Genomic DNA, 13,344 nt, shown 5'->3' with positions numbered 1-13,344 from the left:
TCTTTAAACCTGACAACTCATTGCAATCGGGTCGGATGCGTTATGGCCAAGGTGATTTCCTCAGACATTCTGGTGGTCGGTGGCGGGCTGGCGGGTATTGTCGCCGCTCTGGAAGGCCTGCGTGCCGGCAAGTCCGTAACCCTGGCAGACCGGGACACGGAAGAACGGATGGGTGGCCTGGCGCTGTGGGCCTTCGGCGGCATGATGCTGGTGGGCACTCCGCTGCAGAAACGCATGAAGATTGCCGACACACCGGAGATCGCCCTGGAAGACTGGCTCAGCTTTGGCGAGCTGGCACCCGAGGATGACTTGCCCCTGCAATGGGCCAAATATTATGTGGAGCACTCTCGCTCCGAGGTTTACGACTGGCTCAGCAACGAAGGCATCAAGTTCCTGCCCGCAGTGAACTGGGTTGAGCGCGGTCGCTTCGGGGATGGCAACCGTCTGCCCCGTTACCACGTGGTCTGGGGCACCGCCCGGGAACTGGTCCGGTGCCTGATGACGGCGCTGCATCGGGAGAACACCAGCGGCAAGCTCACGCTGCTGCACCAGCATCGCATTACCGAACTGGACCACGAAGCGGGAAAAGTCAGCGGCGCCCTGGCCATCAACGACGCCACCGGTGAGGAAGTCCGCTTCGCCGCGTCTGCCGTGGTTCTGGCCACCGGCGGCATCAACGGCAGCCACAAGGAGTGCCGGGCCAACTGGCCGGTGGATCGCCCACAACCCACCCGCATGTTGAACGGTGCCCACCCCTATGCCGATGGCCGCATGCATCACTGGGTGGCCGACACCCTCGGAGGCCGGATTACCCACGCCGGCGAAATGTGGAATTATGCGGCCGGTTTCCCGCATCCGTACCCCCATTTTCCCGGCCACGGCCTCTCCACCATTCCCTGCAAATCGGCCTTGTGGCTGAACCACCGGGGTGAACGGATTGGCCCGGAACCCCTGGTGACTGGTTTCGATACCCACTGGCTCTGCCAGCGAGTGGCGGAACAGGAGAAGCCCTGGACGTGGCACTTGCTCAACTGGCGCATCGCCGCCAAGGAATTCGCTATCTCCGGCGCCGAGCACAATGCCCGCATCCGGGATAAACAGTTCCCCCTGTTCGTGAAAGAGCTGTTGCTGGGCAACCATAATCTGGTGCGGCAGATGCAGCACGAAAGCCGGGATTTCCTGGTGGCAGACAGTCTGGCCGAACTGGCCAACAAGATGAACGCGCTGACCTGTTCCAACGACGTCAACCCGGGCACGCTCAAGGCGACCGCCGATGCCTTCGATGCCAACTTCACCAGCGGCACCAGCATGCATGACGATCCCCAGATCCGCATGATCCAGCACGCCCGGGAATGGAAGCCGGACCGCCTGCGCACCTGCAAGCCGGCGCCGCTGCAGAAATCCGGTGCGGGCCCGTTTATCGCCATCCGCATGCAGCTGATCACCCGCAAAAGCCTGGGTGGCCTGCAAACCGATCTGCAGAGCCGCGTTCTCAATGCCCAGGGCTCGCCCGTTGAAGGTCTCTACTGTGTGGGCGAGGCCGCAGGCTTCGGGGGCGGTGGTGCCAACGGCAAGCGTTCCCTGGAAGGGACATTCCTGCCGGGCTGCATCATGACCGCCCGGGCAGCGGTGCGCGCTATCGTGGCCGGAGGCTGACCGCCATGACGTTGAAGCTGAGCTACCCGGCTACCGCTGAAGACTACCGGTCAAGGGCCCGCGCCCGGCTACCCCGGTTCCTGTCTGATTACCTGGATGGTGGCGCGACGGACGAACAGACCCTCCACGCCAATGAAAGCGAATGGCAAGGCATAAAGCTGCGCCAGCGGGTATTGATTGATGTCGACCAGGTGGATACCAAAAGCACCCTGGCCGGCGAGGCTTGCGACATGCCTGTGGTGCTCGCACCCCTTGGGCTGGCCGGCATGATGGCCCGGCGTGGGGAGGTGCAGGCGGCCCGCAGCGCAGAAACCGCTGGCATCCCGTTTACCCTCTCCACCGTGGGTATCTGCCCGGTGGAAGAAGTGCAGGCCGCTGTCTCCCGATCGGTGTGGTTCCAGCTCTACATGATTCGTGATCGGGCCCGTATCGAAGCTCTGCTGGATAAAGCCTGGGCCGCCGGCTGCCGGACCCTGGTGTTTACCGTCGACCTGCCACAGCCAGGCATGCGCCATCGCGATTTCCGCAATGGTCTCGCCAGTTCCGGCGCCCGCGCAAAGGCCCTGAAGGCCGTTCAACTGCTGTCCCGCCCCTTTTGGCTTTGGGATGTGGCCGTGCGCGGCGGCCCCCTGAACTTTGGCAATCTCAGCGACGTGGTGCCGGACGCTGGCAACCTCGATGCGTTCAAGGCCTGGATCGATGCCCAGTTCGATCCGACCGTGACCTGGGCCGACATTGAATGGCTGCGCCGCCACTGGAAGGGTACCCTGCTGCTGAAAGGTATCCTCGATGGGGACGACGCCCGCCAGGCAGTGAACGTTGGGGCAGAAGGCATCATCGTCTCAAATCACGGTGGCCGTCAGTTGGACGGCGTCGCCTCGGGTGCAAGCAAACTGCCCGAAATTGTGGCCGCTGTCGGGTCAGAAATCGAACTGCTCGTGGATGGCGGTATCCGCAGCGGCGTGGATATTTTCCGGGCGCTGGCTCTTGGCGCCCGGGGCGTGATGATCGGCCGCCCCTGGGCCTGGGCGCTGGCCGGCGGCGGTGAGGCCGGGCTGAACAACCTGCTGTCCAGCCTGCAGCAGGAGCTACGCCTGGCCATGACCCTTACCGGCGTTACCCAAATTGCTGACATCGGCGAAGATCAACTGGATAGAAACTCAAACCCTGAACCCGGAAAGCTTGGAGAACAACAATGACAAACGGCGCGCAAGCCCTGATGAAAACCCTGGTGGACGCCGGTGTTGAAGTTTGCTTCAGCAACCCCGGCACCAGTGAAATGCACTTTGTGGCCGCCCTGGATGACGAGCCCAAAATGCGGGCGGTTCTCGCCCTGTTCGAGGGTGTCGCCACCGGCGCCGCTGACGGCTATGCCCGCATGGCCGACAAACCCGCCGCTACCCTGTTGCACCTGGGCTGCGGCCTGGGCAACGGCCTGGCCAATCTGCACAACGCCCGCAAGGGCAAGGTGCCGGTGCTGAACATTGTGGGCGACCACGCCACCTACCACGTGAAATACGATGCCCAGCTGCAGTCTGATATCGAGACCGTAGCCCGCAACGTGTCCCCGGGGTTTGTTCGCACCGCCAAGAGCACCGAAACCCTTTGCCAGGACGCCGCCGAAGCCATTGCCGCCGCCCGCACAGCGCCCGGGCAGGTAGCCACGCTCATTCTTCCGGCGGACGTCTCCTGGGGCGAGGGCGGCGTGCCTAGCGCACCGCTCGCCCCGCCCAAGCCCGAGGCTGCGGACGATGCCACGGTAGAGGCCATTGCCTCGGCCATCCGCTCCGGCAAGAAAACCGCCCTGTTGATGGGCGGCCATTCCCTGCGTGAACCGAGCATGCTGGCGGCGGCCAAGCTGGCCGCGCACAGTGGCGTGGTGCTGCTGGCGGAAACCTTTCCGACCCGCATGGAGCGCGGCGCCGGGCTGCCTTGCATCGAGCGTCTGGCCTACCTGGCGGAGCTGGCGACGGTCCAGCTTACGGATGTTGAGCAACTGATCCTCGTGGACGCCAAAGCGCCGGTCTCTTTCTTCGCTTACCCGGGCAAGAAGAGCTACCTGGTTCCGGATACCTGCCAAGTGCATACCCTGGTGGCTCCCGACCAGGACATCCTGGCAAGCCTGAACAAACTCAACGATGCTGTTGGTGCCAGCCAGGCCGAACCGAAGCTGCAACCTGCGAAACGGCCTGGCCGCCCGCGCGGCAAACTCACCGCCGAGAAAGTCTGTAAAGCCGTGGGTGAACTGATGCCCGAAGACGCCATCATTGTTGATGAAGGCATCACCTCCAGCCTCATGCTCTCGGTGATGACCGCCGGCGCTCCCCGCCACGACATGATCACCCTCACCGGTGGCGCCATTGGCCAGGGTCTGCCCAACGCTGTGGGTGCCGCCGTGGCCTGCCCGGACCGGCCGGTGATTGCCCTGATCGGCGATGGCACTGCCATGTATACCATTCAGGCCCTGTGGACCATGGCCCGGGAACAGCTGAACGTCACCTCCATCATCTTCAACAACGCCTCCTACTCCGTACTCAATATCGAACTGGAACGGGTAGGCGCCGAAGAGGCCGGGGAGAAGGCCAAATCCCAGCTGGACCTGCGCGGCCCGGTGATCAACTTCGCGGAGATGGCCAACGGCATGGGCGTTCATGCTGTGCGGGTACACACCGCCGAGGAAATGGCGAAAGCCCTGGAATACGCCCAGAGAATGCCGGGGCCACATCTCATTGAAGCCGTGATCCCGGAATCCCTGAGCGGGGTGAAGCGCCGGATACTACCCTGGATGCTGCGCTCACTGCCCAGTCTGCCGCTGTCGGTTTCCAAGGCGCTGAAGCGCAAGCTGGCTCCCTGAGGTAGCCTCGCAGGGCGGCTCAGCAGGGGGGCGGACGAACTGGAACTCAGCGACTATGCTTTCATCAGGCATAGTCACTCTTAACAACGAAGCGCTGAGTTCCGTTCGTTCGCAGCCCACCTGCCTTGGGAGGTGATCATGACTGATCCAGAAAAACGCCCGCTGTACATCCCCTACGCCGGCCCCTCATTGCTGGAAATGCCCTTGCTGAACAAGGGCAGTGCCTTCACCAACCGGGAGCGCCTGGATTTCAATCTGGTCGGCCTGCTGCCACAGCATGTGGAAACGATCGAAGAGCAGGCTGAACGGGCCTACAAACAGTACAAACTGTGCCAGAACGATCTCGACCGCCACATAACCCTCCGGGCGATCCAGGACGACAACGAAACCCTGTTTTACCGACTGCTGGAAGACCATCTGGAGGAGATGCTCCCGATCATCTACACCCCGACCGTGGGGGATGCCTGCCAGGAGTTTTCCAACATTTACCGCAACCATCGCGGCCTGTTTGTCTCCTATCCAGACCGGGAACACCTGGACTACCTGTTGCGCAGCGCCACCAAGGAGCGGGTCAAAGTGATTGTGGTGACCGACGGCGAGCGCATTCTCGGGCTGGGCGACCAGGGCATCGGTGGAATGGGTATCCCCATCGGCAAGCTGTCCCTGTACACCGCCTGTGGCGGCATCAGCCCGGCCAATACCCTGCCCATAATGCTGGATGTGGGCACCAACAATCAGGAACTGCTGGATGACCCCATGTACATGGGCTGGCGGCACAAGCGAATTGGCCAGAAAGAGTACGACGCCTTCGTCGCCGACTTTCTGGCGGCGGTGAAGCGCCGCTGGCCCAACGTGTTGGTGCAGTTTGAGGACTTCGCGCAGAACAACGCCATGCGGCTGCTGGACAAATACCGGGATGAGGCCTGCTGTTTTAACGACGATATCCAGGGCACCGCTTCGGTGTGCCTGGCCACCTTGCTGGCTGCCTGCAAAGCGAAAAACGAAAAGGTCAGTGACCAGACGGTGGCCTTCCTGGGCGCCGGTTCGGCCGGCTGCGGCATTGCCGAGCAGATTATCGTTGCCATGACCAACGAAGGGATGTCCGAGCAGGAGGCGCGCCGGCGGGTCTACATGGTCGACCGGGACGGTCTGCTGACCAGCGATCAGGACGGCCTTCAGGCTTTTCAGAAAGCACTCGCCCAGGATCCTGGGCGGGTCGCGGACTGGCAAGGCCGGGAATTGATCGATGTGGTCAAACAGGCGAAGCCAACGGTACTCATTGGTGTCTCCGGCCAACCCGGCCTATTCACCGAGGACGTGATCAAAACCATGCGCGCCGGCTGCAACCAACCCGTGGTGATGCCGTTATCCAACCCCACCTCCCGGGTAGAGGCCACACCCGAAGATATCCTGACGTGGACCGATGGCAAGGCCCTGGTCGCTGCGGGCAGCCCCTTCAAGCCGGTTGAACTTGATGGCAAAACCTACCCCATTGCCCAGTGCAACAACGCCTACATCTTCCCGGGCGTTGGCCTGGGCGTGGTGGCTGCCGGCGCTTCCCGGGTAACGGACACCATGCTCACCGCGGCCTCCAACGCCCTGGCGAAACAGGCCCCCATCGTTCAGGGCACCGGGGAAGGATTGCTGCCAGAATTGGCCGGCATTCAGGAACTCAGCCGCCAGATTGCCTTCGATGTGGCCTGGCAGGCCCAGGAGGAGGGGGTGGCCCTGAGATCCGATGAAGACACCATCCGTCGATCCATCGAGCGCAATTTCTGGCGACCGCGCTACCGGCATTACCTCCGGCGTGCTATCTAGGGGCAGAACTGCCCGTCGCTAGGCGTCCGTGTCATTGGGCGCATCTTCCGACGGCTGTGCTTTCTTGTTCGAGAAGTCGGCGCTCGAAAACACCTCGGACAGGATGGCCTGCTCAATGTAGCTGCGCTGCCCGGATTTGGCGGGCAGGCGCACCACGAGGTGAATCTCGTTGGCGACTGGCGCCTGGATGGTCACTCTCGGGTCTACCGATGGAACCTCCAGCCCCCGAGAAACTCCCACCTTTTTCATATACTTGCGAACGGCCTCAAGATAAGGCTCGCACTGGCGGTTGGCGGCTTCAAGTAGCGCCTTCTGGGCGCCCTGCCAGTCGTCCTCCCGCTTGAACGGCACGGTAAAGACATGAAAATCCCAGTGATCGGTAAAACTCTCGTTGATCACCGGTTCTGCCACAAACAGGGCATTCGGAATCACGATCATCCGCCCGGTTCGCTGGTGCCCGGTTTTACCCGGCCCGACTTCAAGGATTGTCGTAGCCAGCAGAGTCTGGTCGATAACGTCGCCGCGAAAATCCTTGATCTGGATGCGATCGCCCAGGTTGAAGGAGCCGGCACCGCTTTTGAGAATGGCCCCCGATATGCAGAGAATCAGTTCCTTGGTGGCCACCACAAACGCGACCGCAATGGCGACAATCGACAGCGCCAGGGAGCGAATCTGGTCGCCCCATATCAATGCCACGCCAAGGACGCCCAGCAACAAAAAGCCGTTCCGGAAATTTACCAGCAAGCGGCCGCGCAGCTCCGAAGACGCCACATTGCGGCGAATGAACCCGGCCGTCAGCGTGCGCATGATGATGATGGCCAGAATCAGAAGCAGTGTGCTGATGATCGGCCGGAAAAGGGACGCCGGCAGGGCAAAATTTGCCGGTATCCAGGAGAACTGTTCGAGCATGGTTTGGGGGTCCTGACGTTTTAATACCGGCCTATTGTCAGGCGAAAGAGCAGTGGTAACAAGTTATCAGCAATATAGGCGTAGCCCTTCGGCCCGGGGTGGTAGCCATCACTGGCCAGCAGGGTCGGATCGGTAACGGCGGGGTAATCGAGATAGAGAAAGTCAGCCGGGGCTTCCTTGGCAAGATTCTGATAAACCCGGTCAAGCTGTCGCGCGCGCCATCCCATCACATGCCGAAGCGGCGCGGGCAGGGCGGTGAACAGATGCATCGGTGGCACGCTTAGAAGCAACAGCGGGTGTGCATATCGCGGGGTTAGCCAATGACGCAGCGCCTTCAATTCCCGGCGGAATCGAATCCGGGGTGTGAAGCCTGTGGTGTCATTCACGCCCATACTCAGCAGCACCAGGTCTGCATCCGGTAACCGGGTACCCTCCAGCTTCCGGACCAGTGGGCCCAGGCGGATCCCGTTGATTCCGAAGGTGTGCCAGGCCACGGTCTGGCCGGTGTGCTCATGAATCCGCCTTGCCAGCTGGCTGGCCAGGCCCTGATCGTGGGTTTCAACGCCAACACCAGCTGCCGTGGATTCGCCAATCACCAGGATTCGCCTTGCTGGAGTGCCTTCACCGTACTGGCCAGACGGAGAGCCGCTGGCTTCCGGCAGCCTGGGTGTTGTGCGGCGGGCACGCCTGCCCTGATAAAGCAGGACCGGAAACAGCAGGGCGGTTGTCAGCCAGAAGGGAAGGTGCATGGAACGTGCCTCGGTTTGGCCGGGTGTTTAATGGACAGAAGCCCTGGAAAATACGTTGATCACCACCACGCCGCAAATTATCAGCGCCATGCCGATCACGCTGGCGGCATCCAGGCTCTGGCCGTAGATGAGCCAGCCAATCAGCGCCACCAGCACAATGCCCAGGCCCGCCCAGATGGCGTAGGCCAGCCCAACGGGAATCTCCTTGAGTGTGATCGACAGAAAATAGAAGGCTACCGCGTAGCCGGCCACCACCAGCAGGCTCGGCCAGAGGCGTGTGAAGCCATCACTTGCTTTCAGGCCGGTGGTGGCGATCACTTCCGCTACGATGGCAATGCCCAGAAAAACCCAGCTTTTCACAATTCGCGGACTCCCGTTGGCCAATGAACAGGCACGGCGGTAACCGCCGGCCTCTCTGGCCGTGGAGTCTACCAAAAACCGGGGAGGGCAGGGCCGGTTTAGTCCGGCCAGAGCGGTGGCCACTGCCCGTGGGCTTTCACGAACTGCTCGATGGAGTCGCTGCGGTATCCGCTGGCGTAGCGCTCTTTTACGCTCGGGTGAACCCAGGTGTGGTTGGTTTTAAGGGGCGGGATCTCGCGTACCAGCTTACCCAGCAGCTTGTACTTGCCCTTGTACTCATTGTGTTGTTCGGCGCTGGCGTGGGTTTCGGTGGGCAGGTAATCGTTGAACACCAGGGCCTGCTTTTCGGCTTCCGCCTTCATCCAGAGCAGGGGAATGTCCGCCAGGGTACGCTCCTGCTTGTCGGGACCGTAACCGCCGCCAACATCGGAGTGCACGCCAGCAAACCAGATCTGTTCCAGATCGGTACCCTCGCGGGGGTCCCAGAGCGTGGGCTCGAAATCCTCCCGTTGCTCATCCAGCGACAGCGCGTGCCGGGCCACGCGAATGTTGCTGCCGATCTTGCGGTCGTAAAACAGGTCCTGATCCTTGATCAGACCGAAGAAGGTAAAGGGCAGGCCGAGCGCACCCACCGTATCCCACACACCCACAAATTTGATTGGCGTGCGCTGCTCCACGGAGTACTTCGCCTTCCAGGCCATGGCGTGATCGCCGTTGGCCTTGTGTTTCTTGGTTTTGTAGAGCTTGAACGCTTTCTCTATGAGATTGGCGTGCTCCTTCCGAAGAACGCTGCAGTTGTTGATCATCCCGCACAGGCTGCGGGCGGTGTAGGCGCCGCGGCTGAAGCCGAACAGGAAAATCTCGTCTCCGGGCTCGTAGTTGTGCACCAGAAACCGGTAGCCGTCCATCACGTTCTTCTCCAGCCCGTACCCGGTGGCACCGGCCCGAAGCTCATCGTGGTAGGAGCCAATGCCCCAGTCGTAGAACACCACTTGCTCAACACCGGTGCCGTCGGTGGGCCGGATGGCGCGGGCAAACTGCAGAACGTTGGTGGGAAAATCCTCGCCCAGGATCTCTTCCGGGCGGTTCCAGGTGCCATCAAAGCAGATAGCGATGCGTTTCATGGGAATGACCTCCTGTCGCTGCTGTTCCCGGCTGCCCTGGCAATCCGCAGAGCAACCTGGCCACCTTCCGGCCGATGAAAGCAGCCGGTACATCCTGTTTGGTGGGTGTTCTGTGAGTATCTCAGGTATGGAGAAGGTAGGGTAGAGCCGGCCTGCGAAGGCTGGAGTTATACGAACGCGTTCGCAAAACTCCGGAAGCTGCGTGAGAAATAATGGTAACTCTCTGATAGGGTTGAGAAGTAGGAAAAGGGACGGCGGAGTTATACGCCCATGATGGGAGCAAGAGTGGCTCAGAAAAGGGCGTATAACTCCGGCGGTAGTTGTAATAATTGTTTATTAATATATTGTTTTTATTAGAAAAATTTGTGTTTGTTTGAGCATTTTTGAATGGAGTTTTACGAACGGGTGATATACGAACGCGTTCGTATAATTAGCTGTTATGTTTCCTGGAGTGATTCGTGGCTTCAGCAGAGCACTTAAAATATCGGAAAATGGAGTTTCAGCCCAATGTGCCCGATACACTCTTCTCCGAGGACGAGATCGAGCTGCTCATAACTTACGGCTCTTGGCTGGCAGCTCTGATGCGCGGGGCAATTACTCCCGAAACACCAGCCCAAGAGCGCTTCGTTGAGGTCTGTAACGGAAACAAAAATCCGGAAAGTCAGTTCGAAAAAGTCTGGGCAAAGTACATTAAACGCAAGATTTGGGAGTCAGAAAATCCAGATTATGTGGGCAAGCAAGAGGCTGACTTGCTGGTGAACTTGGGTATAACCGGTCGTGGATGGGGTGTTTACGGCCATTTTAAGTAAAACATAACAAGGCCAGGCACGGCGACGTCTACTACATTGCAGCTTCGCCTCCATTCCGTAGCCGCGCATGCTGGCTGGCGTTAGCACTCATACGATTATGAAAATCCGGTACGTAACCCAAATAATGAATGGCAAGGTTTGTGTCTCTGATCAAGAAACCTCATTGCCATACACAACAGACGATGAGCTGGCACAGCTAGTCGTAGCACTCATCGAAAAAGGGTATGTCTTTACTGATGAGCCAGCCGGTTGGCCGCCAGCTGCCATAGTCCAAACCCTCAAAGATAAGGGGTTGGTCCAGCAATCATTTACCGCAATAACGTGGAGTGGGCCAGGTGAACACCGCACTTACAAGGTGGTGTAGTGCTAACAAGGCCATTAAGGTTGTTCCGGGCCGATGGCCCTCCACCGGACGCCCTTGTCAGGGCGCCGCTTATGGCTGGCGTTACGTTCTCGAAGGAGTGAGTGCTTGTGATCAAAACTAACCATAAATCTACCAAAATGCTGGATAAGCATTTGCTAGGTCTTTATGGTCAAGAGTTGTGGTACTTGGCTGTCAGCATCAAAGACAAATGTGAGGAAATATTTGAGAAAGCCCCAGTGCCAGAGAAAGACGGCTACATCAAAGTTGACCCAGAAGTACACACTCTAATTTCTTCTGTACTCTCGCATTCCGCAAACATAAAAAAACTGCTGAAAACTCCGACTCAAAAACAAAGAAATGAAAGCACGGCAGCCTACAACCTTAGGCAACACCGGGCCAAAGAGCTGGCCGAGGTTTTCAAGGATATTAGTCTCAGTGAAATAATGAATGCGAAAGTGAGAAATACCCTAGAGCACTTTGATGAGTACCTAGATCAATCAATAGTGCAGCTGAGCGACAGCAAGAAAAGAAAGTCGCCATGGGCTGCTTATAATATGGTCCTGTCTAAAAAAGATATTTTTAACCCTCATGCCTTTCCCGTAAGGGTTTATATTTCCGAAGAACGAAAGTTCTACAACATGAAATGGTCTATAGATATTGGCCTTATTTATCAGCAATCAGAAGCTATGATTGAGGTTCTGCAAAAAACAGGGGAGTTTCCTGAAGGCGCAGAGCATGGTGGGCTTCTTATACAGTTCGAAAGAGAGAAAACGTAACAAGCGCATCAACGGGACCGCTTTGTTCCGCTGGGCGCTCCACAAACCGGCCCGTTATGCGTGGCGTTAAATCATTAGTGATACCGGAGCTGGGCGATAAGCAAAGCGTCATCCGTGACCTTGTAAACGATTCGGTGTTCCTCGTTGATTCGGCGGGACCAATAACCGGCGAGACTGTGTTTGAGGGGCTCGGGTTTACCGACGCCTTCAAACGGTTCTCGCTTGGTCTCCTTGATGAGCTTATTGATTCGATTAAGGATCTTTTTGTCGGTTTTTTGCCAGTACAGATAGTCTTCCCAGGCGTTCTCGGAGAAGATCAGTTTCATTCAAGAAGTTCCTTTTCCTGACCACCGCCTTGCTCCAGCTCGGCGACGGATTCCAGCAAACGACGGGCGTTCTTTGGCGCCCGAAGAAGGTATGCAGTTTCCTGCAGTGCTTCGTAGTCCTCAAGGGAGATCATGACCACGGACTGGGATTTGCTCCGGGTGATGATCACTGGAGAATGGTCTTCACAGACCTGATCCATGGTTTTTGCTAGATTGGTTCTAGCAGCTGTGTAACTAATAGCATCCATATGGTTGCTCCTGTACAGGATGTTGTTCCTGTTCAGGATACCGTACAGAAAAAGATTTAACAATCGGCTGCACAGCGACCGATTTTCCGCCGCTTCGCGGCTCCAAACCGGCGCGTGAGCCGGGCGTTAGGCAATCGTCACGATGAAATGGATAGCTATTCTTTTGCTGGTTATTCCTGCCATTGCTCTAGCAGAGACTGAGCTGGAGTTTCACCTGTGTTCGTCTTATGTGCAGGATTCAGCCGTAGGGGAACAGACGAAACGCGGCTGGCCGGTTTTCATCAGGTTGACGGAACTTGGTGCTACGAGCTTTGAGAGATTTACGGAAACAAACGGCGGTAAAATGAGCCACATTGTCGTCGGCGGTCGCGAGTTCTTGAAGGCGACAACATGGGCCTCAACACATGGTGGAAACTTACAGGGAATATTCAGTTCCCAGGAAGTTGCTACGGCATGGCAGCGCACTCTGGCGGACAAATTACCGGCTGCTCCGTGCGGTGCGAGGGACCGAGAAAATGCCTAACCATGCCAGTCACGGCGACGTCTACTACATTGCGGCTTCGCCTCCATTTCGTAGCCGCGCATGCTGGCGGCGTTATGTGTAGTGAGTGATCATGGAAGACATGAAAGAATACATAGACAGGTATGAGGGCATTCAACCGGCGCATTTCGCTTTTTATGGTCAAGCTATCAGGTTCAATTTGGAGTCGGCAATTGCTTCTGTCCAGTTCCTTGTACAATGTTTAGAGGCTAGAAATGCGGAAGAAGATCCTCATAGCCTTACAGACCCAATCCTTGATTCGATACAAAGTATATTGATTCATACTGCTAGCCTTTCTAAGTACTTTTGGCCCATCAACAAGGGTATTAATAAAGTTCACAAAAAACGGGCCCAAAGTTTACGTAAGGCTTTCAAGATAAAGAGTAATAGTTCTATTCGAAACAAAGATCTAAGAAATCACCTTGAGCACTTAGACGAAAATTTAGATAGCTATCTATGGTCAAAGCCCATAGTGGGAAATGTGTATCCGGCATATGTGGGGCCGGAGATGCGAAGAGATGAGGTTCCGTATCACTTTTTCAGGGCCTTTTTTACAGACTCAGGCATTTTTGAATCTCTTGGGCTGAGGTTGGATATTCAACCTATTATTGATGAGCTTTATGAAATCTATCGCGGTGAATCAGATGGCGAAAACACGTAACCAATGGGTGAATGTGACCAGTACTACGCTGCGCTCTGCACCGGCAGCTTATCCACGGCGTTAGAGGTCACTCATGGAATCGTCTTTAGTCGCTAAAACATGGATTTATCGTGGTCTCTCTGATTTGTTTTTCGCTTTTGAGTGCGACG

Annotated in this window: 13 protein-coding genes; 7 read left to right on the top strand and 6 right to left on the bottom strand. The window is 57.7% G+C overall.

The features are described 5' to 3' along the window. The first annotated feature begins 42 nt into the window (after positions 1-42). The 4 genes from QZ534_RS04505 to QZ534_RS04490 all read left to right on the top strand — a co-directional run bounded on the left by QZ534_RS04505 (position 43) and on the right by QZ534_RS04490 (position 6,328). Entirely contained in the window at positions 43-1,656 is a 1,614-nt protein-coding gene (locus QZ534_RS04505) for an FAD-dependent oxidoreductase (protein ID WP_296931862.1), read from the top strand. A gap of 5 nt (positions 1,657-1,661) precedes the next feature. Continuing rightward, entirely contained in the window at positions 1,662-2,855 is a 1,194-nt protein-coding gene (locus QZ534_RS04500; RefSeq protein ID WP_296931860.1) for an L-lactate dehydrogenase, read from the top strand. Further along, a complete protein-coding gene (locus QZ534_RS04495) occupies positions 2,852-4,510 on the top strand; it encodes an acetolactate synthase large subunit (protein WP_296931857.1) in 1,659 nt (552 codons plus the stop codon). Before QZ534_RS04500 ends, QZ534_RS04495 begins: the two co-directional genes overlap by 4 nt. A 138-nt stretch (positions 4,511-4,648) precedes the next feature. Next, positions 4,649-6,328 carry an NAD-dependent malic enzyme gene (locus QZ534_RS04490; RefSeq protein ID WP_296931855.1) on the top strand — a complete coding sequence of 560 codons (1,680 nt, stop codon included), beginning with the start codon at positions 4,649-4,651 and terminating at the stop codon, positions 6,326-6,328. An 18-nt stretch (positions 6,329-6,346) separates the two neighbouring features. Here QZ534_RS04490 and QZ534_RS04485 read toward each other — a convergent pair whose 3' ends face one another. The 4 genes from QZ534_RS04485 to QZ534_RS04470 all read right to left on the bottom strand — a co-directional run bounded on the left by QZ534_RS04485 (position 6,347) and on the right by QZ534_RS04470 (position 9,470). Then, a complete protein-coding gene (locus QZ534_RS04485) occupies positions 6,347-7,237 on the bottom strand; it encodes a mechanosensitive ion channel domain-containing protein (protein WP_296931853.1) in 891 nt (296 codons plus the stop codon). A 20-nt stretch (positions 7,238-7,257) separates the two neighbouring features. Continuing rightward, a complete protein-coding gene (locus tag QZ534_RS04480; RefSeq protein ID WP_296931851.1) occupies positions 7,258-7,986 on the bottom strand; it encodes an SGNH/GDSL hydrolase family protein in 729 nt (242 codons plus the stop codon). Positions 7,987-8,013: 27 nt separating this feature from the next. Further along, positions 8,014-8,346, bottom strand: a complete 333-nt coding sequence (locus QZ534_RS04475) for an SMR family transporter (RefSeq protein WP_296931849.1) — start codon at positions 8,344-8,346, stop codon at positions 8,014-8,016. A 98-nt stretch (positions 8,347-8,444) separates the two neighbouring features. Beyond that, positions 8,445-9,470 (bottom strand): DUF2235 domain-containing protein, encoded by a 1,026-nt coding sequence (locus tag QZ534_RS04470; RefSeq protein ID WP_296931847.1) that lies wholly within the window; start codon positions 9,468-9,470, stop codon positions 8,445-8,447. A gap of 458 nt (positions 9,471-9,928) precedes the next feature. Here QZ534_RS04470 and maoP point away from each other — a divergent pair, with 458 nt between their 5' ends. Then, on the top strand, positions 9,929-10,279 hold the full coding sequence (gene maoP / locus QZ534_RS04465) for a DUF413 domain-containing protein (RefSeq protein WP_296931846.1): 351 nt from the start codon (positions 9,929-9,931) through the stop codon (positions 10,277-10,279). Between the two features lie 471 nt (positions 10,280-10,750). Next, positions 10,751-11,419, top strand: coding sequence for a hypothetical protein (locus QZ534_RS04460; protein ID WP_296931844.1), 669 nt, complete (start codon positions 10,751-10,753; stop codon positions 11,417-11,419). 74 nt (positions 11,420-11,493) lie between these two features. Here the strand turns inward: QZ534_RS04460 and QZ534_RS04455 are convergent, their stop codons facing one another. Both QZ534_RS04455 and QZ534_RS04450 read right to left on the bottom strand, forming a co-directional pair. Next, positions 11,494-11,745, bottom strand: a complete 252-nt coding sequence (locus QZ534_RS04455; protein ID WP_296931842.1) for a Txe/YoeB family addiction module toxin — start codon at positions 11,743-11,745, stop codon at positions 11,494-11,496. Then, on the bottom strand, positions 11,742-11,993 hold the full coding sequence (locus QZ534_RS04450; protein ID WP_296931839.1) for a type II toxin-antitoxin system Phd/YefM family antitoxin: 252 nt from the start codon (positions 11,991-11,993) through the stop codon (positions 11,742-11,744). The genes QZ534_RS04455 and QZ534_RS04450 overlap by 4 nt, the downstream gene beginning before the upstream one ends. 614 nt (positions 11,994-12,607) lie before the next feature. On the opposite strand from QZ534_RS04450, the gene QZ534_RS04445 reads away from it, so the two are divergent. Beyond that, positions 12,608-13,195: a hypothetical protein gene (locus QZ534_RS04445; RefSeq protein WP_296931837.1), complete on the top strand. Its 588-nt coding sequence runs from the start codon at positions 12,608-12,610 to the stop codon at positions 13,193-13,195. Positions 13,196-13,344 lie beyond the last annotated feature (149 nt).

It is taken from the genome of uncultured Marinobacter sp. (assembly GCF_913055835.1).
Lineage (GTDB): Bacteria > Pseudomonadota > Gammaproteobacteria > Pseudomonadales > Oleiphilaceae > Marinobacter.
This window is presented reverse-complemented; position numbering and strand designations above follow the sequence as displayed.